The sequence below is a fragment of the Paraburkholderia ferrariae NBRC 106233 genome, assembly GCF_000685035.1.
Taxonomy (GTDB): domain Bacteria; phylum Pseudomonadota; class Gammaproteobacteria; order Burkholderiales; family Burkholderiaceae; genus Paraburkholderia; species Paraburkholderia ferrariae.
Window position 1 is genome coordinate 116,118 of the sequence record NZ_BAYB01000011.1, and the last position, 24,871, is coordinate 140,988.

The 24,871-nt window shown below is 66.9% G+C and carries 19 protein-coding genes; 12 read left to right on the top strand and 7 right to left on the bottom strand.

Going from position 1 to position 24,871, the window contains the following annotated elements; all coding sequences use genetic code 11:
• Position 1: 1 nt before the first annotated feature.
• The gene (locus tag BFE01S_RS12800) at positions 2 to 652 is read right to left on the bottom strand and encodes a TetR family transcriptional regulator (RefSeq protein WP_028225847.1); all 651 of its coding nucleotides are present in this window, start codon (positions 650 to 652) and stop codon (positions 2 to 4) included.
• Positions 653 to 1,085: 433 nt separating this feature from the next.
• Between BFE01S_RS12800 and BFE01S_RS12810 the strand changes: the two genes are divergently transcribed.
• From BFE01S_RS12810 to BFE01S_RS12820, 3 genes are read left to right on the top strand one after another with little or no spacing between them, the layout of a single operon-like run.
• A complete protein-coding gene (locus BFE01S_RS12810) occupies positions 1,086 to 2,360 on the top strand; it encodes an efflux RND transporter periplasmic adaptor subunit (RefSeq protein WP_028225849.1) in 1,275 nt (424 codons plus the stop codon).
• Positions 2,361 to 2,375: 15 nt separating this feature from the next.
• The gene (locus BFE01S_RS12815; RefSeq protein ID WP_028225850.1) at positions 2,376 to 5,660 is read left to right on the top strand and encodes an efflux RND transporter permease subunit; all 3,285 of its coding nucleotides are present in this window, start codon (positions 2,376 to 2,378) and stop codon (positions 5,658 to 5,660) included.
• A gap of 1 nt (position 5,661) precedes the next feature.
• Positions 5,662 to 7,188: an efflux transporter outer membrane subunit gene (locus BFE01S_RS12820; protein WP_028225851.1), complete on the top strand. Its 1,527-nt coding sequence runs from the start codon at positions 5,662 to 5,664 to the stop codon at positions 7,186 to 7,188.
• Between the two features lie 232 nt (positions 7,189 to 7,420).
• Here the strand turns inward: BFE01S_RS12820 and BFE01S_RS12825 are convergent, their stop codons facing one another.
• A complete protein-coding gene (locus BFE01S_RS12825) occupies positions 7,421 to 8,845 on the bottom strand; it encodes a nucleobase:cation symporter-2 family protein (protein ID WP_028225852.1) in 1,425 nt (474 codons plus the stop codon).
• Between the two features lie 527 nt (positions 8,846 to 9,372).
• Here BFE01S_RS12825 and BFE01S_RS12830 point away from each other — a divergent pair.
• From BFE01S_RS12830 to fghA, 3 genes are all read left to right on the top strand, one after another.
• Positions 9,373 to 10,848, top strand: a complete 1,476-nt coding sequence (locus BFE01S_RS12830; protein WP_028225853.1) for a xylulokinase — start codon at positions 9,373 to 9,375, stop codon at positions 10,846 to 10,848.
• 134 nt (positions 10,849 to 10,982) lie between these two features.
• Entirely contained in the window at positions 10,983 to 12,089 is a 1,107-nt protein-coding gene (locus BFE01S_RS12835) for an S-(hydroxymethyl)glutathione dehydrogenase/class III alcohol dehydrogenase (protein WP_028225854.1), read from the top strand.
• Between the two features lie 14 nt (positions 12,090 to 12,103).
• A complete protein-coding gene (gene fghA, locus BFE01S_RS12840; protein ID WP_028225855.1) occupies positions 12,104 to 12,949 on the top strand; it encodes an S-formylglutathione hydrolase in 846 nt (281 codons plus the stop codon).
• 93 nt (positions 12,950 to 13,042) lie between these two features.
• Here the strand turns inward: fghA and BFE01S_RS12845 are convergent, their stop codons facing one another.
• The 3 genes from BFE01S_RS12845 to BFE01S_RS38455 are packed head-to-tail and all read right to left on the bottom strand — an operon-like array spanning position 13,043 to position 15,763.
• Complete coding sequence (locus BFE01S_RS12845; RefSeq protein ID WP_028225856.1) at positions 13,043 to 13,831, bottom strand: metal ABC transporter permease; 789 nt, start codon at positions 13,829 to 13,831, stop codon at positions 13,043 to 13,045.
• Positions 13,824 to 14,795: an ABC transporter ATP-binding protein gene (locus tag BFE01S_RS12850; RefSeq protein WP_245621097.1), complete on the bottom strand. Its 972-nt coding sequence runs from the start codon at positions 14,793 to 14,795 to the stop codon at positions 13,824 to 13,826. Before BFE01S_RS12850 ends, BFE01S_RS12845 begins: the two co-directional genes overlap by 8 nt.
• Positions 14,796 to 14,833: 38 nt before the next feature.
• Positions 14,834 to 15,763, bottom strand: coding sequence for a metal ABC transporter solute-binding protein, Zn/Mn family (locus BFE01S_RS38455; RefSeq protein WP_084169786.1), 930 nt, complete (start codon positions 15,761 to 15,763; stop codon positions 14,834 to 14,836).
• Positions 15,764 to 16,102: 339 nt separating this feature from the next.
• Here BFE01S_RS38455 and BFE01S_RS12860 point away from each other — a divergent pair, with 339 nt between their 5' ends.
• The 6 genes from BFE01S_RS12860 to BFE01S_RS12885 all read left to right on the top strand — a co-directional run bounded on the left by BFE01S_RS12860 (position 16,103) and on the right by BFE01S_RS12885 (position 22,168).
• Positions 16,103 to 16,906: an L-iditol 2-dehydrogenase gene (locus BFE01S_RS12860; protein ID WP_028225858.1), complete on the top strand. Its 804-nt coding sequence runs from the start codon at positions 16,103 to 16,105 to the stop codon at positions 16,904 to 16,906.
• Positions 16,907 to 17,008: 102 nt separating this feature from the next.
• A complete protein-coding gene (locus BFE01S_RS12865) occupies positions 17,009 to 18,334 on the top strand; it encodes an ABC transporter substrate-binding protein (RefSeq protein WP_042337601.1) in 1,326 nt (441 codons plus the stop codon).
• A gap of 151 nt (positions 18,335 to 18,485) precedes the next feature.
• Complete coding sequence (locus BFE01S_RS12870; RefSeq protein ID WP_322787824.1) at positions 18,486 to 19,406, top strand: carbohydrate ABC transporter permease; 921 nt, start codon at positions 18,486 to 18,488, stop codon at positions 19,404 to 19,406.
• Positions 19,403 to 20,281, top strand: coding sequence for a carbohydrate ABC transporter permease (locus BFE01S_RS12875; protein ID WP_028225861.1), 879 nt, complete (start codon positions 19,403 to 19,405; stop codon positions 20,279 to 20,281). Before BFE01S_RS12870 ends, BFE01S_RS12875 begins: the two co-directional genes overlap by 4 nt.
• Complete coding sequence (locus tag BFE01S_RS12880) at positions 20,278 to 20,964, top strand: HAD family hydrolase (RefSeq protein ID WP_028225862.1); 687 nt, start codon at positions 20,278 to 20,280, stop codon at positions 20,962 to 20,964. The genes BFE01S_RS12875 and BFE01S_RS12880 overlap by 4 nt, the downstream gene beginning before the upstream one ends.
• Before the next feature lie 94 nt (positions 20,965 to 21,058).
• Positions 21,059 to 22,168 (top strand): ABC transporter ATP-binding protein, encoded by a 1,110-nt coding sequence (locus BFE01S_RS12885; protein WP_028225863.1) that lies wholly within the window; start codon positions 21,059 to 21,061, stop codon positions 22,166 to 22,168.
• Between the two features lie 132 nt (positions 22,169 to 22,300).
• Here the strand turns inward: BFE01S_RS12885 and BFE01S_RS12890 are convergent, their stop codons facing one another.
• Both BFE01S_RS12890 and xylB read right to left on the bottom strand, forming a co-directional pair.
• Positions 22,301 to 23,248: a sugar-binding transcriptional regulator gene (locus BFE01S_RS12890; RefSeq protein ID WP_028225864.1), complete on the bottom strand. Its 948-nt coding sequence runs from the start codon at positions 23,246 to 23,248 to the stop codon at positions 22,301 to 22,303.
• 65 nt (positions 23,249 to 23,313) lie between these two features.
• On the bottom strand, positions 23,314 to 24,795 hold the full coding sequence (gene xylB / locus BFE01S_RS12895) for a xylulokinase (RefSeq protein ID WP_028225865.1): 1,482 nt from the start codon (positions 24,793 to 24,795) through the stop codon (positions 23,314 to 23,316).
• Positions 24,796 to 24,871 lie beyond the last annotated feature (76 nt).

Here is a 24,871-nt window from a genome sequence, read left to right on the forward strand (position 1 = left end):
CTCAGCCGGCCGCCTGGCCGCCCAGCTTGAGCGCCGGGCTGTAGCGCAGCATGTCGAGCATGGCCTCGACATGCCGCGCGGCGTAGGTGGCGACGTCGAACACGTCGGGCAGGATCGCCATGTCGTGCAGCATGCCGGTGACGAACGAGTGCGCCATGCGCGCGCCGCGCGCCGCGTCGAGATCGGCGGGCAACTGACCTTTGGACATGGCATTGCGCAGGCCTTCCTCGATGCTCGCGAGGCCCTCGCGCATATTGGACTGGTGGCGCGCCATCACCGGTCCCATCTCCTCCACGAACTCGCATTTCAGGAAGAGGATTTCGAACACGCGCCGCCGCCGGACGTCCGAGGCCGTATCGCGCAGGCACAGCACGCACAGGTCGCGGATGCGCCCGAGCGGGTCCGGCTCGGACGGATCGACCGTGGCCGCCTTGAGTTCGTCGAGCGGCAGCACCACGCGGTCGAACATCGCCGTGAAAACATCCCCCTTGTTCTCGAAGTGCCAGTAGATCGCGCCGCGCGTGACGCCGGCGGCCTGGGCAATATCGGCAAGGGTCGTGCGCGACACACCCTTCTCGAAGAAGACGTGTTCGGCGGCGTCGAGGATCTTGCTGCGCGTCTCCAGCGCTTCCTCTTTCGTGCGGCGGGCCATAGGTTCGGATGAGTGAGCTTGCGAGAGCTGTGGGGTTTTTGTAAGCATTTGCCGCAACGATCCCGGCGCCTGCTATGTGAGACGCGCAGATCCCACTTGGGCGCCTCTTCTGCGATGCATTTTCATTCTTTAACATGCATTCGCGAATGTATCTATAATAGCACCCCACCACCTGGGTATCTCAACTGTGGATGTTTGGTTAATATCCGTCACTGGCCCAAGTGGCCGTAACTGGCCATAACAATCCCGATGCACGATGCCGCCTGTCGCGGCGTCGCGTCAAATCTACCGGACGGATGCGCAAAGCGGATCTGCGCAGACAAGAAGTCAAGGTTATCCGTCAGGTATTGCCAGATGCTGGCGTGCGTTGACGTCCCGCGCGAGGCGGGCCGCCGCATGCTCTTTTTTGTCAGCTATAGACAGAGGTTGCTCCATGCGCGTCGAACGGGTTCCATTCCGCCTAATCAGCTTCGCGACGGCCGCCATCGTGCTCGCCGCATGCGGACAGAAGCAGTCAGCGCCGCCGCAACAAACGCCCGAAGTCGGCGTCGTTACGGTGCAGCCGACGGCCGTGCCGGTCGTCACCGAACTGCCGGGCCGCACCAACGCCTTCCTCGTCGCGCAGGTGCGCGCACGGGTGGACGGCATCGTGCTGCGCCGCGAATTCACCGAAGGCTCGATCGTCAAGGCGGGCCAGCGTCTCTACAAGATCGACCCGGCGCCGTACATCGCCGCGCTCAACAACGCCAGGGCCGCGCTTGCCAAGGCGCAGGCCAACCTCGTCACGCAGAACGCACTCGTTGCGCGCTACAAGGTGCTCGTGGCGGCCAACGCCGTCTCGAAGCAGGACTACGACAACGCCGTGGCCGCGCAAGGCCAGGCGCAGGCCGACGTGGATGCCGGCAAGGCCTCCGTCGATACGGCGCAGATCAACCTCGGCTACACGGACGTCATTTCGCCCGTGACGGGCCAGGTCGGCATCTCGCAGGTCACGCCTGGCGCCTACGTGCAGGCGAGCCAGGCCACGCTGATGTCCACCGTGCAGCAGCTCGATCCGATGTACGTCGATCTCACGCAGTCGAGCCTCGACGGCCTGCGGCTGCGCCGCGAAGTGCAGGAAGGGCGCCTGAAGACGAGCGGCCCGAACGCCGCGAAGGTCACGCTCGTGCTCGAAGACGGGCGCAGCTACGGCGAGCAGGGCAAGCTGCAGTTCACCGACGTGACGGTCGATCAGACCACGGGCTCGGTGACCGTGCGCGCGCTCTTCCCGAACCCCGACCGCGTGCTGCTGCCGGGCATGTTCGTGCGCGCGCGCATCGAGGAAGGCGTGAACGACCGCGCGTTCCTCGTGCCGCAAGTGGGCGTGCAGCACGACCAGAAGGGCCAGGCGACGGTGCTCGTCGTCGATCAGAACAACAAGGTGGAACTGCACCCGATCCAGACGTCGGGCACGCAGGGCCAGGACTGGATCGTCGATAGCGGCCTGAATCCGGGCGACCGCGTGATTGTTCAGGGCACCGAAAAGGTTCGCCCGGGCGCGCAAGTGAAGGCGATTGCCGCCAGTCTGCCGCCTCCGCCCCCGCCGGGCGCTCCGTCGGCGGACATGACGACGTCGGCCAGCGCAGGCGCGCAGGCCGGCGCAGGCGCCGCTTCCGGCGCCGGGGCACAACCGGCGTCCGCCGCGCCCGCTGCCTCCGCCGCGCAATAACAGGGAGCCTGTTTCATGGCAAAGTTCTTTATCGATCGCCCGATTTTTGCATGGGTGATCGCGATCATTCTGATGCTGGCGGGCGTGGCTTCGGTGTTCACGCTGCCGGTGGCGCAGTACCCGACCATTGCGCCTCCCGCCATCCAGATCTCGGCGACCTACCCGGGCGCATCCGCCAAGACGGTCGAAGACACGGTCACGCAGGTCATCGAGCAGCAGATGAGCGGCCTCGACCACCTGCTGTACCTCTCGTCGACGAGCGATGACTCGGGTACGGCCACGATCACGCTGACCTTCGCCGCGGGCACCAACCCCGACATCGCGCAGGTGCAGGTGCAGAACAAGCTGCAGCTCGCCACGCCGATCCTGCCGCAGGTGGTGCAGCAGCTCGGCATCAAGGTCACGAAGTCGAGCAGCAGCTTCCTGCTCGTGCTCGCGTTCGTGTCCGAAGACCACAGCATGTCGAAGTACGACCTCGCGAACTACGTGGCGTCGAACGTCGAAGACCCGGTCAGCCGGATCGACGGCGTGGGTACGGTCACGCTGTTCGGCTCGCAGTACGCGATGCGGATCTGGCTCGACCCGAACCGCCTGAACAACTACGGCCTGACACCGGTCGATGTCACCAGTGCGATCTCCGCGCAGAACGTGCAGATCGCGGGCGGCCAGTTGGGCGGCACGCCGTCGGTGGCGGGGCAGTCGTTCCAGGCGACCATCACGGAATCGACGCTGCTGCGCACGCCGGAAGAGTTCGGCAACATCCTGCTGAAGGTGAACCAGGACGGCTCGCAGGTGCGCCTGAAGGACGTGGCGCGCATCTCGCTGGGCGGCGAAACGTATAACTTCGACACGAAGTACAACGGCTCGCCGACGGCCGGCCTCGGCATCCAGCTCGCCACGGGCGCGAACGCGCTGCAGACCGCGAAGCTCGTGCGCGAGAAGATCGACCAGCTCTCGAAGTACTTCCCGCACGGTCTCGTCGTGAAGTACCCGTACGACACCACGCCGTTCGTGCGCCTGTCGATCGAGGAAGTGATCAAGACGCTGCTGGAAGGCATCGTGCTGGTGTTCCTCGTGATGTATCTGTTCCTGCAGAACCTGCGCGCGACGCTGATCCCGACCATCGCGGTGCCGGTGGTGCTGCTCGGCACCTTCGCGATCATGGCGGCGGTGGGCTTCTCGATCAACACGCTCTCGATGTTCGGGCTCGTGCTGGCGATCGGCCTGCTGGTGGACGACGCGATCGTGGTGGTGGAAAACGTCGAGCGGGTGATGGTGGAGGAGGGCCTCTCGCCGAAGGAGGCGACCCGCAAGGCGATGGGCCAGATCACCGGCGCGCTGGTGGGCGTGGCGCTCGTGCTCTCCGCCGTGTTCGTGCCGGTGGCGTTTTCGGGCGGCTCGGTGGGCGCCATCTACCGGCAGTTCTCGCTCACGATCGTGGCGGCGATGGTGCTGTCCGTGCTGGTCGCGCTGATCCTCACGCCGGCCCTGTGCGCGACGATCCTCAAGCCGATTCCGAAGGGCCACCACGAAGAGAAGAAGGGCTTCTTCGGCTGGTTCAACCGCACCTTCGAAACGAGCCGCGACAAGTACCACAGCGGCGTGTATCACGTGATCCGGCGCTCGGGGCGCTGGCTCATCATCTATCTCGCGGTGATCGTCGCGGTGGGTCTGCTGTTCGTGCGCCTGCCCAAGTCGTTCCTGCCCGACGAAGACCAGGGCACGATGTTCGTGCTCGTGCAGACGCCGTCCGGCTCGACCCAGGAAACCACGCAGCGCACGCTCGACAACATCGAACAGTATCTGCTCTCGCAGGAGAGCAGCATCGTCGAGTCGGTGTTCACGGTGAACGGCTTCAGCTTCGCGGGCCGCGGCCAGAATGCGGGCCTCGTGTTCGTGCGGATGAAGGACTACAAGGAGCGCCAGCACGACGACCAGAAGGTGCAGGCACTCGTGCGCCGCATGTTCGGCCGCTACGCGGGGTACAAGGACGCGCTCGTGATTCCGGTGAATCCGCCTTCGATTCCGGAACTGGGCACGGCCTCGGGCTTCGACTTCGAACTCGAAGACCGCGGCGGCCTCGGCCACGAAAAGCTGATGGAAGCGCGCAACATGCTGCTCGGCATGGCAGCGAAGGACCCGACGCTCGCGCTCGTGCGCCCGAACGGCCTGAACGACACGCCGCAGTACAAGGTCGACATCGACCGCGAGAAGGCGAATGCGCTCGGCGTGACGGCCGCGGCGATCGACCAGACGTTCTCGATCGCGTGGGCTTCGTCGTACGTGAACAACTTCCTCGACACCGACGGCCGGATCAAGAAGGTGTACGTGATGGCCGACGCGCCGTTCCGTATGAACCCCACGGATCTGGACATCTGGTACGTGCGCAACGGCGCGGGCGGGATGGTGCCGTTCAGCTCGTTCGCGACGGGCCAGTGGACCTACGGTTCGCCGAAGCTCGAACGCTACAACGGGATTTCGTCGATCGAAATCCAGGGGCAGGCGGGCCAGGGCAAATCGACGGGTCAGGCGATGACGGCCATGGAGCAGATCGCGGCGAAGCTGCCCGCGGGTATCGGCTACGAATGGACGGGTCTCTCGTTCCAGGAACGCCAGTCGGGTTCGCAGGCGCCGATTCTGTACGGCATCTCGATCCTCGTCGTGTTCCTGTGTCTGGCGGCGCTGTACGAAAGCTGGTCGATTCCGTTCGCGGTCATCATGGTGGTGCCGCTCGGCGTGCTCGGCGCGCTGCTCGCGGTGACGCTGCGGGGCCTCGAGAACGACGTGTTCTTCCAGGTGGGTCTGTTGACCACCGTGGGTCTTTCGGCGAAGAACGCGATTCTGATCGTGGAATTCGCGCGCGACCTGCAGGCCGGCGGCAAGATGGGGCCGGTCGAGGCGGCGCTCGAAGCCTCGCGTCTGCGGCTGCGCCCGATCCTGATGACGTCGATGGCGTTCATTCTGGGCGTGCTGCCGCTCGCGATCAGCAACGGCGCCGGCTCGGCGAGCCAGCACGCCATCGGCACGGGCGTGATCGGCGGGATGATTACCGCTACGTTCCTCGCGATTTTCATGATCCCGATGTTCTTCGTCGTGATCCGTGCGAAGTTCGCGGGCGAGAAGGAAGATCCGGCAACGGCGCTCGAGCACTATGAAGAGCACCACGCGCACGACCACGACGGCGAGAACGGCGGCAATGGTGGCTCGGGCGGCGGTGCCAATGGCAGCAATGGCGGCAATGCCGGTGGCGCTGGCGGCAGTGGCAGCAATGGCGATGGCCCGGGCAAGGAAGGACACTGAGATGCAAAAACTATCCGTAATTGCAGTGGCGACGCTCGTTCTCGCGGGCTGCACGATGGAGCCGTGGTATCACCGGCCCGCGGCGCCGGTGTCGCAGTCGTTCCCCGAAGGCGGCGTGTACGCGACGCAGCCGGGCCAGCCCGGCGGCGCGCCGAACGGCCGCAGCGCCAACGGCGCCGCGGCCACCGACATCGGCTGGCGCGACTTCTTCGTCGATCCCCGCCTGCAGAAGCTCGTGGAAATCGCGCTGAAGAACAACCGCGACCTGCGCGTTTCGGTGCTCAACGTCGAGGCGGCGCGCGCTCAGTACCAGATCACGCGCGCGCAGCTCATGCCGTCGATCAACGCCGTGGGCACGGAATCGCGCACGCGTTCGCCGACCGATCTCGCGCAGTTCCCGCAGAGCAACCCGTACAGCATCTATAACGTGGGTCTGCAGGCGTCGTGGGAAATCGACTTCTGGGGGCGCATCCGCAGCCTGAAGGACCAGGCGCTGGCGGAGTACCTCTCCACGGCGCAGGCGCGCAAGGCGGCGGAAATCTCGCTCGTCTCGCAGGTGGCCGAGCAGTACCTGACGATGCTGGCCGACGACGAACTGCTCAAGGTCACGCAGGAAACGCTGAAGACCGCGCAGGACTCGTACAACATCACGAAGGCGCAGTTCGACAACGGCACCGGCACCGAACTCGACCTGCGCCAGGCGCAGTCGGTGGTCGAGACGGCGCAGGCCAATCTGCAGGCCCAGATGCGCGCTCGCGCGCAGGCCGAAAACGCGCTCGTGCTGCTGATCGGCGAGCCGTTGCCGGCCGATCTGCCGCCGGGGCTGCCGCTCGGCTCGCAGGACCTCCTGACCGACATTCCGGAGGGCCTGCCGTCCGACCTGCTCACGCGGCGTCCGGACATCATGGAAGCCGAACAGACGCTGCTCGCGGCCAACGCCAACATCGGCGCGGCACGCGCGGCGTTCTTCCCGAAGATCTCGCTCACCGCGGCCTTCGGCACGGAGAGCCTGTCGCTCGGCGGCCTTTTCCATGCAGGCACGGCGGCGTGGAGCTTCGCGCCGCAGGTCGCCTTGCCGATCTTCCAGGGCGGCTCGAACATCGCGAACCTGCAGCTTGCGAACGTGCAGAAGCGCATCGAGATTGCGAACTACGAGAAGGCGATCCAGTCGGCGTTCCGCGAAGTGGCGGACGGGCTGGCCGCGCGCGGCACCTACGAGCAGCAGATCGCGGCGCTTCAGCGCAATACGTTCGCCAATCAGCGCTCCCTGGATCTTTCGGAACTGCGCTACAAGAACGGTGTGGACAGCTATCTTTCGGTGCTGACCGCGCAAACCAGTCTGTACTCGGCGCAGCAGACGCTGGTCCAGACGCAGCTGGCACGGCAGAACAACCTGGTCGATCTGTACCGGGCGCTGGGCGGCGGCTGGATCGAGCATGCGGGCGAGACGCCGCGTCCGGCCGATGCACCGGTCGATTACGGCGCGGCGAGCGCGCCGGTGGCAGCTTCCGCCGCGACGGCGGGCTGAGCGGCGCGGCAAGCTCAGCAAGCGCGGCAGGCGAACCGGGCCGCCAGGTTCAAACGGCACCCGGTTCGCGTCAGACACAAATGCCACGGTTCATCGCGAACCGTGGCGTTTTTTTATGCGTGCTTCCGCGCGCGTGGCTTGCCGCCAGAAACAAAAAAGGCGCCACGGTCTCCCGTGGCGCCAAACCAGCAAAAGGCCACGGCGTATTTGCCGTGACACCTCTCGCGTCAACTCAATGAGCGGCCGAGCGCGGCATTTCGTGGCTCTCGCCTTGCGCGCCGTCCTTCGGGGCCTGGCTTTCGAGGTCGTGGCCCGCGCGGCGGATATCGCGTTCGGCGGCCTTTTCGCTCTTCACGCCGTTGAAGATCAGGTTGAGGACCACCGCCGAAACCGAAGCGAGCAGGATGCCGCTATGCAGGATCGGGGCGAGGGCGGGCGGCAGCTTCGAGAAGAAGTGCGGCGCGACCACCGGCGTGAGACCGAAGCCGACGCTCACCGCGACGATGAACAGGTTGTGCTGGTTCTTCACGAAATCGACGCGCGAGAGCGCCTTGATGCCGTTGGCCGCCACCATGCCGAACATCACGATGCCGGCGCCGCCGAGCACGAAGGCGGGCACCGAAGCGACCATCTGCGCCATCTTCGGGAAGAGGCCGAGCAGCACGAGAATCAGGCCGCCCGTTGCACACACGAAACGGCTCTTCACACCCGTAATGCCGATCAGGCCCACGTTCTGCGAGAACGAGGTGTGCGGGAACGAATTGAAGATGCCGCCGATCATCGTGCCGAGACCGTCCACGCGCAGGCCGCGCACGAGCGTTTGCTGATCCACCGGACGATCGACCATGTCGCCGACTGCGAGGAACATGCCCGTCGATTCGATGAAGGTCACGAACATCACGATCACCATCGTCGCGATCGGCAGGATGTGGAAGGCCGGCACGCCGAAGTGCAGCGGCATCGGGAAGCCTACCCAATGCGCGTTCGACACGCCGTCGAGGTTCACGCGGCCGAGGCCGAACGCAATCGCGAAGCCCGCGACGATGCCGAGCAGCACCGAGATGTTCGAGATGAAGCCGCGGCCGAACTTGTTGATGAGGAGAATCAGCATCAGCACGAGGAGCGAGAGGCCGAGATAGACGGGGTTGCCGTAGTCGGGGTTGCCCACGCCGCCGGCGGCCCAGTTGATGCCCACCTCCATGAGCGACAACCCGATCACCGTAATCACCGTGCCCACCACGACGAGCGGGAAGAAGCGCAGCAGCTTGCCGATCAGCGGGGCGATGAGAATGCCTATCGCCCCGGCGGCAATCGTCGAGCCGAAGATATCCAGAATGCCGAGTGAGGGGTCCGTGCCGATGGCGATCATCGGACCGACCGAGGCGAACGTGCAGCCCATGATGACGGGCAGGCGAATGCCGAAGATCCACAGGCCGAGTGTCTGGATCAGCGTGGCGATGCCGCAGGCGAACAGGTCGGCGCTGATGAGGAACGCGATCTGGTCTTTCGGCAGCCACAGGGCGCTGCCGATGATGAGCGGCACGGCGACCGCGCCCGCATACATCACGAGGACGTGCTGGATGCCGAGGGTGAGCAGCTGGCCGGTGGGCAGCCGTTGGTCGACCGGGTGGACCGTGTCCCTCTCGTTGGGTTGCATGTGTCTCTCTCCGTTACTCTGGTATGGAATGTGGCCTCCAAGGTATGCGGAACGAAAAACGCCAACAAGACCACTGGGGACTATTTCGTGCTTTCCGGGGGTGATATGCGTGGACGCAGTCCAGTAGGTGGGACGAGGGCCGGATTCGTGCGCGGGGAGCGCCTGTGGTGTTCCGCGGGTGGGCAGGCCCTGGAGCCGCGCATGCGGCTCCAGGGCGCAAAACCCCGTGTTTCAGGCGTTTATCCGCTGTGGCTGCGGCTTGCGCGCGATGCTGTCGTGCCCGCAGGGGCCCAAAGGGTGCCCCGAAAAACGGCCCGATGCGCGCCGCGGGTTCGCTGCATCATATGGGCGCAGTCTTATGAACTATATTCCGCAATCTGCATGTGGGTCATTTTGCAGTGCGTCGCAGCCCACCGGGTTAACCCGCGAATGGCTGGATTTCGTGTCGTTTGAGGATCTGGCGCGATGCAGCACATGCGCCCGCTATGATGGTCGTCTTCCGGTCTTTCCCATACCTCTCGTACTCCATGAATCCTCTGCAAGCGCGCTTTCTCGGCATCGATCTGGGCACCGGTTCGCTCAAGGTCGCGATCATCGACGAGGCGGGCGTCGAACGCGCGGCCGCGAGCGTCCCGTATGCGCTCGATACCCCCCAGCCCGGCTGGGCCGAAATTCCCGTTGCGCGCTGGTGGGACGCGCTGTGCGCGGCCTGCGCGCATCTCGATGCCGGCGAACGCGCGGCGGTGCGGGCAATCGGCTTTTCCGGGCAGATGCATGGCGTCGTGCTGACGGACGAAGCGGGCCACGCGCTGCGGCCCGCCATGCTCTGGCCGGACACGCGTGCGCACGCGCTACTGGATGCCTGGCCCGAGCCGCAGCCCAATCCCGTCGCGCCCGGCATGGCCGGCCCGCTGCTGCGCTGGGTGAGCCTGAACGAAGCGGCTGTCGCGCAGCGCACGCGCTGGGCGCTGCAGCCCAAAGACTGGCTGCGCGTGGCGCTGGGCGGCGCCATCGTCGCCGATCCTTCCGATGCCTGCGCGACCGCGCTCGCCGCGCCCGATGGTGCCTGGGACCTTCAATGGATCGAGCGGCTCGGCTTGCCGACGCGCTGGTTCGCGCCGCTTGCGGCCTCGGGCGAGGCGAGCGGCACGCTCTCGTCCGCGGCAGCCGAAGCGCTTGGCCTGAACGCGGGCATCGTGCTCGCGGCGGGGGCGGGCGATACGCCGTGCGCCGCGCTCGGCAGCGGCCTCGCGCCCGATGGCGACGCGCTCATCACGACGGGCACGGGCGGCCAGATTCTCGTGACGGCGCGGGACCAGCCGCCGGCCCGGCGCGGCCTGCATCGCTACCGCTCGGCGAGCGGCGGCTGGTACACGATGGCCGCCATGCAGAATGTGGGTGTGGCGCTCGAAGCAGCGCGCGGCTGGTTGTCATACGATTGGCCCCGCGCGTATGAAGAGGCCTTCGGCGCCGAGCCTTCCGCCACCCTCGCGTTCCTGCCTTACCTGAGCGGCGAGCGCTCGCCCTGGCTCGACCCGGCGGCGCGCGGCGGCTGGCTGGGCGCGGGTTTGGGCGACACGCGCGGCACGCTCATGCGCGCGGCCTTCGAAGGCGTGGCGTTCGCCTTGCGGGCCGGGCTCGACGCGATACGCGAGAGCGGCGCCCCCATCGCGAGGCTCAAGCTCGCGGGCGGCGGCTCGGTCGATGCGCGCTGGCGGCAACTGCTGGCCGACGTGCTCGATGCCGAGCTCGACGCCATCGACTGTCCGAACGCCGCCGCGCGCGGCGCCGCGATGCTCGGCGCGCTGGCCTGCGGCCACTGGCAGGAGGCCGATCTCGCCGCGCTCGCGCCCACGGCCACGCGGGTGGCGTCGCCGCGACGGGCGGCCGCGCTTGCCGCGCCGCTTGCTGCACCGCTTGCTTCACCGCTTGCCTCACGTTATGCGCGCTTCATCGATCTTTACGGCCGCACGCGGACATGGTTCGCAGCGGCGCAGCCATGAAGCAGCCATGAAGCAGCCGTGCAGCCGCGAGGCGCGCACATAGACATACGACACACCGATACACCGATACACCGATACACCGATACACCGATACACCGATACACCGATACACCGACACACAAGGAGCAGAACACATGAAGACCAAAGCCGCCGTCGCATGGAAAGCAGGCGCCCCGCTGACGATCGAGGAAGTGGATCTCGAAGGCCCGCGCGCGGGCGAGGTGCTGATCGAGGTGAAGGCGACGGGCATCTGCCACACCGACTACTACACGCTCTCGGGCGCCGACCCCGAAGGCATTTTCCCGGCGATCCTCGGCCACGAAGGCGCGGGCATCGTCGTGGACGTGGGGCCGGGCGTCGGCACGCTCAAGAAGGGCGACCATGTCATTCCGCTCTACACGCCCGAATGCCGCCAGTGCAAGTTCTGCCTCTCGCGCAAGACGAATCTGTGCCAGGCCATCCGCGCGACCCAGGGCAAGGGGCTCATGCCCGACTCGACCTCGCGCTTCTCGCTCGACGGCAAACCGCTCTTTCACTACATGGGCACCTCGACGTTCTCGAACTACATCGTCGTGCCCGAGATCGCGGTGGCGAAGATCCGCGAGGACGCGCCCTTCGACAAGGTCTGCTACATCGGCTGCGGCGTGACCACCGGGGTGGGCGCCGTGGTGTACTCGGCGAAGATGGAGGCCGGCGCGAACGTGGTGGTGTTCGGGCTGGGCGGCATCGGCCTCAACGTGATCCAGGGCGCGAAGATGGTGGGCGCGGACAAGATCATCGGCGTCGATATCAATCCGAAGCGCGTCGAGCTGGCGAAGCAGTTCGGCATGACGCACTTCATCAACCCCAACGAAGTCGAGAACGTGGTCGATCGCATCGTGCAGCTCACCGACGGCGGCGCCGACTACTCGTTCGAGTGCGTGGGCAACGTCAAGCTCATGCGCCAGGCGCTCGAATGCACGCACAAGGGCTGGGGCCAGTCGTTCATCATCGGCGTGGCGGCCGCGGGCGAGGAAATCGGCACGCGTCCGTTCCAGCTCGTGACGGGGCGCCAGTGGAAGGGCTCGGCGTTCGGCGGCGCGCGCGGCCGCACCGACGTGCCGAAGATCGTCGACTGGTACATGGAAGGCAAGATCAATATCGACGCTCTCATCACGCACACGCTGCCGCTCGAAAAGATCAACGAGGGCTTCGACCTGATGAAGCAGGGCGAGTCGATCCGCTCGGTCGTGCTCTACTGATGCGGGGCGACGCCATGCTGACCCTGATCGAGGAACACGCATGCTTTGGCGGCGTGCAGCGCATCTATCGGCACGACGCCGCGACGCTCGGCCTGCCGATGCGCTTTTCGGTGTATCTGCCGCCGCAGGCGCGCACGCACGCGGTGCCGGGGCTCTTCTATCTGGCGGGGCTCACCTCGACCGAGGAGACCTTCCCGATCAAGGCGGGCGCGCAGCGCTACGCGGCGCAACACGGCATCGCGCTCGTCTCGCCCGACACCAGCCCGCGCGGCGCGAACCTGCCGGGCGAAGCCGATGCGTGGGACTTCGGCGTGGGCGCGGGTTTCTACGTCGATGCGACGCGCGAGCCGTGGTCGAAGCATTGGCGCATGTATTCGTACGTGCGCGACGAGTTGCGCGAGGCGATCACGCGCAACCTGCCGGTGGATGGCGAGCGGCTGGGCATCTTCGGGCACTCGATGGGCGGCCACGGTGCGCTCGTGCTCGCGCTGCGCAATCCGGAGATCTATCGCTCGGTCTCGGCGTTCGCGCCGATCGCCGCGCCCATGCGCTGCCCGTGGGGCGAGAAAGCATTCAGCGGCTATCTGGGCGAGGACCGCGAGGCGTGGCAGCGGTACGACGCGAGCGAGCTTGTCGGTAAAGCGGCGGCCAAGTTCGAGGAGGGCATCCTCGTCGATCAGGGCCTGGCCGATCAGTTCCTCGCGAACCAGTTGAACCCCGATGTGTTCGAAGCCGCCTGCAAGGCCGCCGGGCAGCCGCTTGCGCTGCGCCGTCACGAGGGCTACGACCACGGCTACTTCTTCATCCAGACCTTCGTCGAGGATCACATCGCGCATCATGCGCGGGTGCTGCTGAAGTAACGTGTCGTAACGCGTGCTTCGTCGCAAGGCAGAACGGCGTTGCGCCTCGCGGTGCAACGCCGTTTTTCTTGCCGGGAACGGGAACGCGCCGCCTCAGGTCTGGCGCCGACCCATCAGGCTCGCGCCGTACACGAGCGCCGAAAGCGCGGTGATCCAGAAGCTCGTGGGCCAGTCGGTGTAATAGGCGAGCGTCACGCCGAGCCACGCCTGCACGAGTGCCAGCGCGGCGGCGAGCACGAGGCCGCTCGACAGACGCGTCGTGAGATTCTGCGCGGCGGCGGCCGGCCCCACCATCAGCGTGAAGACGAGCAGCACGCCCACGATCTGCGTGCACGCGGCCACGGCGAGCGCGGCAATGGCGAGGAACAGCACCGAGACGAGCCGCAGCGACACGCCCTTGGCCTCCGCGAGCTCGGGCTGCAGCGAGGCGAACAGCAACGGCCGCATGATCGCGCCGAGGGCGATGAGGCTCGCGGCGGCGAGCACCGCCAGGGCGCCGAGGGTTTCGCGGTTCACGCCCAGCACGTTGCCGAACAGGAGCGACGTTACCTGGGTGGCATAGGCCGTGAAGAAGTGCAGGAAGAGCAGGCCGAAGCCGAGCGCGAGCGAGAGGATCACGCCGATGGCCACGTCGCGGCCCGCGAGTTTTTCGCCGAGCGCGCCCATCGAAATGCCCGCGGCGAGCGTGAAGCCGACCATCCCCCACATCGGCGAAACGCCGAGCAGCACGGCGCCCGTCGCGCCCGTGAAGCCGACGTGCGAGAGCGCGTGGCCCGCGAAGGTTTGCCCGCGCAGCACGAGGAAATAGCCGACGATGCCCGCGAGCACCGCAACGATGCCCGACGCCGCGAAGGCGTTCACCATGAAATCGTATTCAAGCATCGTGCGTGTGGTCGTGTGCGTTGCCGCCGCGCGCCGGGGCGTGGTCGTGGCGATGGTCGTGCGCGTGCTCATGTCCATGCTCGTGCGCATGATCGTGCTCGTGGCCGTGGTCGTGCTTCTCCACTTCCACGTCGCCCGACATCACGAAGATGCGCCCGTTCATGCGCATGACTTCGATCGGCGAGCCATAGAGCCGGGAGAGCACCGGGCCCGTGATGACCTCGTCGACGCTGCCGAGCGCGGCCACGCCGTTGCCGAGGTACAGCACGCGGTCGAGCGCATTGAGGAGCGGATTGAGTTCGTGCGCCGAGAACAGCACGGCGATGCCGAGCTCGCGCTGCACGCGCCGCACGAGTTCGACCACGCCGCGCTGATGGTGCGGATCGAGGCTGATGAGCGGCTCGTCGAGCAGCAGCAGTTTGGGGTTGCCCAGCAGGCACTGCGCGAGCAGGAGGCGCTGGCGCTCGCCGCCCGAGAGCTCGGAGAGCGGCCGGTCGGCGAGCTGCGTGGCGCCCACGAGGTCGAGCACGCGCGCGACGTCGGCGCGCGTGGCCGCGTTCGTATGCGGCAGGCCCCAGCGGTGGCCGTCGGCGGCCATGGCCACGAAATCGCGCCCGCGCACGCGGCGGCTGGCCAGCGCGGTGCGCGTTTGCGGCATATAGCCGATCGACGGATTGCCGCGCGCCACCGGCTCGCCCAGCACGCGGATCGCGCCGTGCGAAGCCGGCACGAGACCGAGAATCGCGCGCATGAGCGTGGTCTTGCCCGCTCCGTTCGGTCCCAGCACGCCGATGAACTCGCCCTGGTCGATGGCGAAATTCGCATCGCGCAGGATGGTGCGATCGCCGAGCGCGAGCGACACGCCCGCAAGCGTGAGCACCGGCTGCGCATGGCCGTGCTGATGCGGGTGCGCGACCGGGTGCGCGCCGGCGGGCCGGCCGGCCGGGGGAACTGCCATGGTCATCGGGTCATCCTTGCTGCCTCAAACTCGTCTCCATCCCGTCAGCCGTGGGCCGAAGCGGCGAGCGCCGCATCGAGCGCGTCGAGCTGCCTGAGCATCCACTGCTGGTACGTTGCGCCCGGCGGCTCCGTTTCGGTCACGCTCATCGACGGCACCTTCGACTGCTTCGCCAGCCCCAGCATGCGCCGCGTGAGCGCTTCGGTGGCCTGGCTGTTGTAGATCAGCACGCGCACGCGCCGCTCGCGCAGGTCGCGTTCGAAGGCGGCGATGTCGGAGGCGCTCGCTTCCGTATCGTTCATCGTGGCCATCTGGAAGCGCATGTTGCGCATGTCGAGTCCGATCGCGTCCGACATGTAGCCGAACACCGGCTCGGTCGCCGTTACCGGCTGGCCCTGGTAGCGCGCGCGCAGCGCCGCAACCTTGTCGTCGATCGGCTTGAGCGAGCCGAGGAACGTGGCCAGGTTCGCATCGTACACGCTCTTGTTCGCGGGGTCTGCCGCGGCGAGCGCCGCGCTCACCGCGCGTGCGACGGCCGGCATGGTGTGCGGGTCGTACCAGAGGTGCGGATTGTCGCCGGCCTTCTTGCCGACGAGGTCCGCCGCGACGATCGTCACGCGCTGGCTGCCCTCGGTGGCGCCGAGCAGCTTGCTCATCCACGGGTCGTAGTCGGCGCCGTTATAGACCACGACGCGTGCGTGCTGCAGCGCGCGGGCCGTCTTCGGGCTGGCTTCGAAGAGGTGCGGGTCCTGGTCGGGGTTGCTCATGATGCTCGTGACATCCACGTGCGAGCCGCCGATCTGCTTGACCACGTCGCCGTAGAAGTTCTCGGCGGCGACGACGGGGATGGCCGCGTCCGCGGCGAAGGCCGCGTGGGCGAAGCCGAATGCGGCGGCCAGCGTGGCCGCGAGGCGGGCGACGGTGCGCGCGGACCTCTGCGTCAGGCGCGCGCGCGCCGGGTTCAGCGTGATCATGAGTTCTATCCTTGATAGGGAAGGGAACGGCGGGAGCATGCCAGCCCCAGGGCGGGCCTGCCCCGGGTGAGGCAAAGGCGCAATGATATAACGTATCGAAAATGATGGCGAGTCGGGCCAGCATCCCCCGTGTACCTGCGCGGACCCCTGTGCGCCTGCGGATCTGACAGGAGCTTGCGCGCTGCACCATCGAAATCTCCTCAAATCGCGTTTGCCCGCCTTGACATGCGCCCATGCGTGTCCGATCATTCGACCACTGATAGAGCAAATGCTCACGCGTTGGGCGTTCGCTCACCTGACTCAGCGCGCGACGGCACGAACGATATGGGAGACAACCCTGTGGCACATTCCGCGAATCCGGCGGCAGGACGTTTGCAGGACAAGGTGGCTGTGCTGACCGGCGCGGCGAGCGGCATCGGCGAAGCGGTGGCGCGCCGCTATCTGGAAGAGGGCGCGCGCTGCGTGCTCGTCGATGTGAAGCCCGCGGCCGCCATCGCGCCGCAACTCGCCGGCGACTACCCGGGCCGCGTGCACGCGCTCAGCGCCGACGTGACCCGCCGCGAAGACATCGAGCGCATCGTCGCGCAGACGGTCGAGCAGTTCGGCCGCATCGACATTCTCTTCAACAACGCGGCGCTGTTCGACATGCGCCCGATCCTCGACGAATCCTGGGACGTGTACGACCGCCTCTTCGCCGTCAACGTGAAGGGCATGTTCTTCCTCATGCAGGCCGTTGCGCGCCGGATGGTCGAGCAGGGCCAGGGCGGCAAGATCATCAACATGTCGTCGCAGGCCGGGCGCCGCGGCGAAGCCCTCGTGTCCCATTACTGCGCGACCAAGGCGGCGGTGCTGAGCTACACGCAGTCGGCGGCGCTCGCGCTCGCGCACCACAAGATCAACGTGAACGGCATTGCGCCGGGCGTGGTGGATACGCCGATGTGGGCGGAGGTGGATGCGCTCTTCGCGCGCTACGAAAACCGGCCGCTCGGCGAAAAGAAGCGCCTCGTGGGCGAGGCGGTGCCGCTCGGACGCATGGGGCTGCCCGGCGACCTGACCGGCGCGGCGCTGTTCCTCGCCTCGGCGGATGCCGACTACATCACCGCGCAGACGCTCAATGTCGATGGCGGCAACTGGATGAGCTAGGCGGCAACGCATCTCGACCGGCAGTGCATGGAATTAAACGCGACGCAACAACGAAGCCATAAACCACGCAGCAAACAACGCAACAAACACAGGAGACAAGTCATGAAACCAGCCTTCCGCACCGCATTGCGCATGCTCGGCGCGGGCGCCATCGCCGCCGCGGGCGCAAGCGCCGTTCACGCGCAGAGCGTGACCATCGCGATGTTGAACAACCCGGACATGATCGAGCTGAAGAAGCTCTCGCCGGCCTTCGAAAAGGCCAATCCGGGCATCAAGCTGAACTGGGTGATTCTCGAAGAGAACGTGCTGCGCCAGCGCGCCACCACGGACATCACGACCAACAGCGGCCAGTTCGACGTGATGATGATCGGCACCTACGAGGCGCCGCAGTGGGGCAAGCGCGGCTGGATCGTGCCGATGACGAACCTGCCCGCGAGCTATGACCTCGACGACGTCGTGAAGACGGCGCGCGACGGCCTCTCGTACAACGGCACGCTCTACGCGCTGCCGTTCTACGTCGAAAGCTCGATGACCTACTACCGCAAGGACCTGTTCGCGGCCAAGGGCCTCACGATGCCCGAGCAGCCGACCTACGACCAGATCCGCGAATTCGCCGACAAGCTCACCGACAAGGCGAGCGGCACCTACGGCATCTGCCTGCGCGGCAAGGCCGGCTGGGGCGAAAACATGGCCTACGTGACCACCCTGGCCAACACCTTCGGCGGGCGCTGGTTCGACGAGAAGTGGCACGCGCAGCTCACCACGCCCGAGTGGAAGAAGGCCGTGAACTTCTACGTTGACATGCTCAAGAAGGACGGCCCTCCGGGAGCGAGCTCGAACGGCTTCAACGAGAACCTCACGCTGATGTCCTCGGGCAAGTGCGCGATGTGGATCGACGCGACGGTGGCGGCAGGCATTCTGTACAACAAGCAGCAGTCGCAGGTGGCCGACAAGATCGGCTTCGCCGCCGCGCCGATCGAAGTCACGCCGAACGGCTCGCACTGGCTGTGGTCGTGGGCGCTGGCCGTGCCGAAGTCGTCGAAGTCGCAGGACGCCGCGAAGAAGTTCATCGAATGGGCGACCTCGAAGGAATACATCGAGATGGTGGCGAAGGACGAGGGCTGGGGTTCCGTGCCGTCGGGTACGCGCACCTCGACCTATCAGCGTCCCGAGTACAAGGCCGCGGCTCCGTTCTCGGACTTCGTGCTGAAGGCCATCACGACGGCGGACCCGAACCATCCGACCGCCAAACCGGTGCCGTACACGGGTATCCAGTTCGTTGGCATTCCTGAATTCCAGTCGTTCGGCACTGTGGTCGGCCAGAACATTGCCGGCGCGCTGGCGGGGCAGATGAGCGTCGATCAGGCGCTCGCGGCGGGCAATGCCGCTGCCGACCGCGCCGTGATCCAGGCCGGCTACCAGAAGTAAGCAGCAGGCAGTACGTGCAGTAACGCGACGCGACAGCCGAGCCGCCCGCCCCGCTCACCCGGGCGGCCGGCCCGCGTCACACGAAGTAGCGCTGCTCCCCGCGGCGCACAAGCAAAGGGTGGTCACGATCATGCGTCATCTCCATCTCCCCATGCCAGTTCTCCATCGAGCCCGCAATCCCCAGTCCCAGCAGGTCGAGTCGCGAAAATCGGCCTCGCGCTGGCTGGTCTCGCCCTCCGTCGCCATCCTGCTGCTGTGGATGACGATTCCGCTCGCGATGACCATCTGGTATTCGTTCACGCGCTATAACCTGCTCAATCCCGACCTGAAGGGATTTGCCGGTATCGACAACTACAAATTCCTCGCGACCGACCCGTCGTTCCTGCCTTCGATTGCGCACACGCTAGAACTGATCGTGGCGGTGCTCGTGATCACCGTGGTGGGCGGCGTGCTGATGGCCGTGCTGTTCGACCGCAAGTTCTACGGCCAGGGCGTGGCGCGGCTCTTCGCGATCGCGCCGTTCTTCGTGATGCCGACGGTTTCCGCGCTGATCTGGAAGAACATGATCCTGCACCCGGTGTACGGGCTCGTGGCCATCGCCATGCGCGCCGTGGGTCTCACGCCGATCGACTGGTTCGCCCAATATCCGCTCACCGCCGTCATCATGATCGTGGCGTGGCAATGGCTGCCGTTCGCATTCCTGATCTTGTTCACGGCAATCCAGTCGCTCGACCAGGAGCAGAAGGAAGCCGCGAAAATCGACGGTGCGGGCGCCATCGCCATGTTCTTCTACATCACGCTGCCGCACCTGCGCCGTGCGATTGCCGTGGTGGTGATGATGGAAACCATCTTCCTGCTGTCGATCTTCGCCGAGATCTACACCACGACCGGCGGCGGGCCCGGCAACGCGACCACCAACCTCACTTACCTGATCTACTCGATGGGCCTGCAGCAGTTCGACGTGGGCATCGCTTCCGCGGGCGGCATTCTGGCTGTCGTGCTGGCGAACATCGTGTCGTTCTTCCTCGTGCGCATGCTCGCGCGCAACCTCAAAGGGGAGTACGAAAAATGAGCCAAATCACCGCTTCTCCCGCACGCGCGCCCGAGTCGCCGCACGCGGTCAACCGTTCTTCGCCGCTGCAGTTCATCGGCCGCGTGTTGCCGGGCGTGCTCGCGTGGATCATCGCGCTCGCGCTGTTCTTCCCGATCTTCTGGATGGCGATCACGGCGTTCAAGACCGAGCAGCAGGCGTATGTGCCGTCGATCTTCTTCATGCCGACGCTCGACAGCTTCCGTGAAGTGTTCGCGCGCAGCAACTACTTCGCGTTCGCATGGAACTCGGTGCTGATCTCGGCCGGCGTGACGGTGGTGTGCCTGATCTTCGCCGTGCCCGCGGCTTACGCGATGGCGTTCTTCCCGAACCAGCGCACGCAGAAAGTGCTGCTGTGGATGCTCTCGACGAAGATGATGCCTTCGGTGGGCGTGCTCGTGCCGATCTATCTGCTGTGGAAGAACACGGGGCTGCTCGACACGGTGAGCGGACTCATCATCGTCTATACGCTCATCAACCTGCCGATTGCGGTGTGGATGACCTACACGTACTTCAACGAGATTCCGCGCGACATTCTCGAAGCGGGCCGCATGGACGGCGCCGCAACGTGGCAGGAGATCGTCTACCTGCTGATGCCGATGGCGGTGCCGGGGCTCGCCTCGACCGCGCTCCTGCTCGTGATCCTTTCGTGGAACGAAGCGTTCTGGAGCATCAACCTTTCGAGTTCGAACGCCGCGCCGCTGACCGTGTTCATCGCCTCGTATTCGAGTCCCGAAGGGCTCTTCTGGGCCAAGCTTTCCGCGGCGTCGCTGCTGGCGGTGGCGCCGGTGCTGATCGTCGGCTGGCTCTCGCAGAAGCAGCTCGTTCGCGGCCTCACCTTCGGGGCGGTCAAATGACGCGGATTGCGGCACTGATCTGCGATTGCGACGGCGTGCTGATCGACAGCGAAGCGGTGGCGGCACGCGTGCTCGTGCGCGAACTCGAAGCGCGCTGGCCCGGCGCCGAGGTCGCGCCGGTCGTGATGCCGCTCCTCGGCCAGCGCATCGAGCACGTGCTGGGCGGCGCCGGCGAAGCCCTCGGGCGCACGCTCACGGCGGCCGATGTGGCCGCGATCGGCGTGGCGGCCGAGCGCGAGGCCCAGGACGCGCCGCTCTTTCCCGGCGTGGCGGCGGCGCTCGCGGCCATCGCGCTTACCCAGGCGTGCGCGAGCAACAGCTATACGGCCGTGGTGCGGGCGGTGCTCGCGCGCAACGGACTCGACCGGTTCTTCGGCGACCGCGTGTATTGCGCCGATCAGGTGGCGAGGCCCAAGCCCGCGCCGGATGTCTATCTCGCCGCGGCGCACGGCATGGGCGTGGTGCCCGACGCGTGCATCGTCGTCGAGGACAGCGTGGCGGGCGTGAGCGCCGCGCGTGCGGCGGGCATGACCGTGCTGGGCTTCGTGGGCGGCACCCATGTAGGTCACGCGCACGACGAGGCGCTGCGCGAAGCCGGTGCGGCGGAAATTTTCGGCGAGATGAGCGCGCTGCCCGCACGGGTGGCGTACTGGATGCAAAAGGCGCAAGCCACGTCGCACTGAGCGGCGCCTGGCTTGAGCGGTAATGGATGGTAGCGGGCGGTGACCGGCAAATACCGGCGGGTGCCCCCACATGAGCAATGAACGGAGACACATCATGGCAAGCGTGATCCTGCGAGACGTGGCGAAGCGTTACGACGACAACGAAGTGCTGCGCAATGTGAACCTCGACATCGGGGACGGCGAGTTCGTCGTGTTCGTCGGCCCGAGCGGCTGCGGCAAGACGACGCTCATGCGGATGATCGCGGGGCTCGAGGACATCAGCGCCGGCGACCTCTCCATCGACGGCACGCGCATGAACGACGTGCCACCCGCCAAGCGTGGCATTGCGATGGTGTTCCAGTCGTATGCGCTGTATCCGCATATGTCGCTCTACGACAACATGGCGTTCGGCCTGAAGCTCGCGGGCGCGAAGAAGCCCGAGATCGACGCGGCGGTGAAGAACGCGGCGAAGATCCTGCATATCGACCATCTGCTCGACCGCAAGCCCAAGCAGCTTTCGGGCGGCCAGCGCCAGCGCGTGGCGATCGGGCGCGCGATCACGCGCAAGCCCAAGGTCTTTCTCTTCGACGAACCGCTCTCGAATCTGGACGCCGCGCTGCGCGTGAAGATGCGTCTCGAATTCGCGCGCCTGCACGACGAACTCAAGACCACCATGATCTACGTGACGCACGATCAGGTGGAGGCCATGACGCTCGCGGACAAGATCGTCGTGCTTTCGGCGGGGAACGTGGAACAGGTCGGGAGTCCGAACCGTCTCTATCATGCGCCGGCCAACCGCTTCGTGGCGGGCTTTATCGGCTCGCCGAAGATGAACTTCCTCGACGGTCTGGTGCAGGAGGTCGCGAGCGACGGCATCGTGGTGCGCTACGCGACGGGCGAAACGCAGAAGGTGGCGGTGGAGCCGCGCGGCGCGCGCGAGGGCGACCAGGTGACGGTGGGCATTCGCCCCGAACACATGCACGTGGGCACCGGCGAATACGGCGTGAGCGTGAAGGCCATGGCCGTGGAGTCGCTCGGCGATGCGGCGTATCTCTATGCGGAGTCGTCGGTGGCGCCCGATGGGGTGATCGCGCGGATTCCGCCGCTCGAACGACACGAGCGCGGCGAACTGATGAGGCTGGGCGCGACGCCCGAGCACTGCCACCTGTTCGATGCGAACGGGCTGGCCTTCGAGCGGCGCTTCGCGCAGGAACTGGCGGCCTGAGCGCCCCGACCGGTCGTTGTGGATCTGAGCGCCGCCGCAGGGGCGGCGCCGTACCGAGTTTGACTGTGGTTGCCCTTCTTCGCCCGCTTTATGCGGGCCTTTTTTTGTCCTGGGGTTGCAGCGAACCCGACGCTAGACTTCGAGCGCCGCCTTCGCGCAGGCCTCGTCGGTGACGAGCCCGGATAGCCACCCGCCCTTGAGCGCAGCGATCACCGCATCGCGCTTTCTCGCGCCGCCCGCAAAGCCGATGGTCGGGCGCCTCGGCGGCGAGTCGAGATGCACGCTCGTCACGCGCCGCCCCGTGGGCGAATCCACGCGGCGGCCCGCGGCGTCGATGGGCAGTCCGAGCATTTCGGCGATGGCGCCGAGCCCCATCAACTCGCGCACTTCGGCGGCCGTAATGAAGCCGTCTTCATGCAGCGGGCAATGCTCGCCGATATTGCCGATCCCGACGAACGCCACGTCGGCGTCGCCCGAGAGCGATTCGACAATGCGATAGAGCCGGTGATTGCACCACTGCGCGCGTTCGGCCTCGTTGTCGGCAATGAGCGGCGCGGGCAGCAGGAAGTGCTTGCCGCCCGTCTTCTCGGAGATATGCAGCGCCACGTCGTAGCGATTCGACGAACCGTCCTGCGCAATTGCGCCCACCATCGAAACGAGCCGGTGCTGCGGGCGGTCGAGCTGCGCGATCTGATCGACGGCCGCCTTGAGGGTCCGGCCGCTGCTCACCGCGACCACCATCGGCCGCTCTTCGGCGAGGTAGCGCTCCATCACCTGGGCGCCGGCCACGGCGAGCTTGCGATCGACCTCCTCGGGCGTGTCGTTGTCGACGGGGACGACCTCGCACACCGAAAGTCCATAGCGCTTCGAAAGCCGGTCCGCGAGCGCGAGGCAGTCCGCCAGTTGATGATCGACCCGCACGCGGATCAGGTTTTTTTCGACGGCGAAGGCAACGAGCCGCTGCGCAACGGGCCGCGAGACCTGCAGCTTCTCGGCGATTTCGTTCTGCGTATTGCCGGCCACGTAGTAGAGCCACGCGGCGCGGGTGGCGAGATCGAGTTTTTCGGTGGACTTGGGCACGGTGTTCTCAGGCGTCGAGGCGAAGGGGCACAGTGAGGCGGGTGCGGCGGCGCATGCGGCGAGGCTCAGGCCAGCCGCTCGCGCGAGCGCTCGAAGAGCGGCCTCACGTGGCGGTAGAGCGCGCGGTACGACTCCAGCCGCTCGCGCAGCGCGGCGTGACGTGCGGCGTTCGGCGTGTATTCGGCCACGACGGGCGGCTTCGTCAGCACCTCGCCCGGGGCGCCGCCCGCGGCGAGCCAGCCCAGCCGCGCCGCGCCGAGCGCCGCGCCCGTTTCGCCGCCGCCGTGCTGGCGCGTGGGCGTGTCGAACGCATCGGCCACGAGTTGCGCCCAGTAGGCGCTGCGCGCGCCGCCGCCGAGCATCGAGAGCGCGCCGACTTCGGTGCCCGCTGCCGCGAGCGCGTCGAGCCCGTCGGTGAGCGCGAGCGTCACGCCCTCGAGCACCGCGTAGCCGAGCAGCGCGCGGTCGGTGGCGTGCGTCATGCCGAAGAACACGCCTTGCGCGTAGGGGTCGTTATGCGGCGTGCGCTCGCCCGAAAGATAAGGCAGGAAGAGCGGCGCGTCGGCAAGCGCCGCGGCCGGGAGCTTTTCGACTTCGGGGAGCAGCGTGGGCTCGTCGGTGCCGGTGAGCTTGCAGACCCAGCGCAGGCAGCTCGCGGCCGAAAGCACGACGCTCATCTGGTGCCAGCGGTCGGGAATCGCGTGGCAAAACGCGTGCACGGCCGAGGCGGGATTCGGCCGGAAGCGGTCGCCCACCACGCACAGCACGCCGGAGGTGCCGAGCGAGACGAAGCCGTCGCCGGGCTGCGTCGCGCCGATGCCGATGGCGCTCGTGGCATTGTCGCCGCCGCCCGCGGCCACGATCACGTCCTCGCGCAGGCCGAATTCGCGCGCGATCTCGGGCAGGAGCGTGCCGGAGGGCGCGCTGCCTTCGGCGAGCGCGGGCATCTGCGCGCGCGTCATGTTGCAGGCGTCGAGCAGCGCGTCGGACCAGTCGCGCTTCGCGACGTCGAGCCACAGCGTGCCCGCCGCATCCGAAGGATCGGACACCTTGCCGCCCGTGAGGCGTAGGCGCAGATAGTCCTTCGGCAGCAGCACGCAGGCCGTGTCGCGGAAGAGGTGCGGTTCGTGGCGCGCGACCCAGAGGAGCTTGGGCGCGGTGAAGCCCGGCATCGCCAGATTGCCGGCGATGCGATGCAGTTGCGGCGCGCGCGCGGTGAGTTCGGCGCATTCGTCCACGGCGCGCATGTCGTTCCAGAGGATCGCGGGGCGCAGCACGTTGTCGTGCTTGTCGAGCAGGACGGCGCCGTGCATCTGCCCCGAGAGGCCGATGCCGCGCACCTGTGCGAACTCGGCGGGATGTTTGTCGCGCAGCGCGGCGAGCGCGCGGCGCGTACCGTCCCACCAGTCGGCGGGATTCTGCTCGGCCCAGCGCGCATGGGGACGCGAGACCACGAACGGCGAGCCGGCAGTGCCGATCACCCGGCCATCGGGCGCGAGCAGCAGGACTTTTACTTCGGAGGTGCCGAGGTCGATGCCAAGATACATGGGCGCGGGCTATGTCGTGGAGAAGGATGCGCTACTTTAGCCGTGCCGGCGCCGCCGCGCCATGCGCGGCGACCCG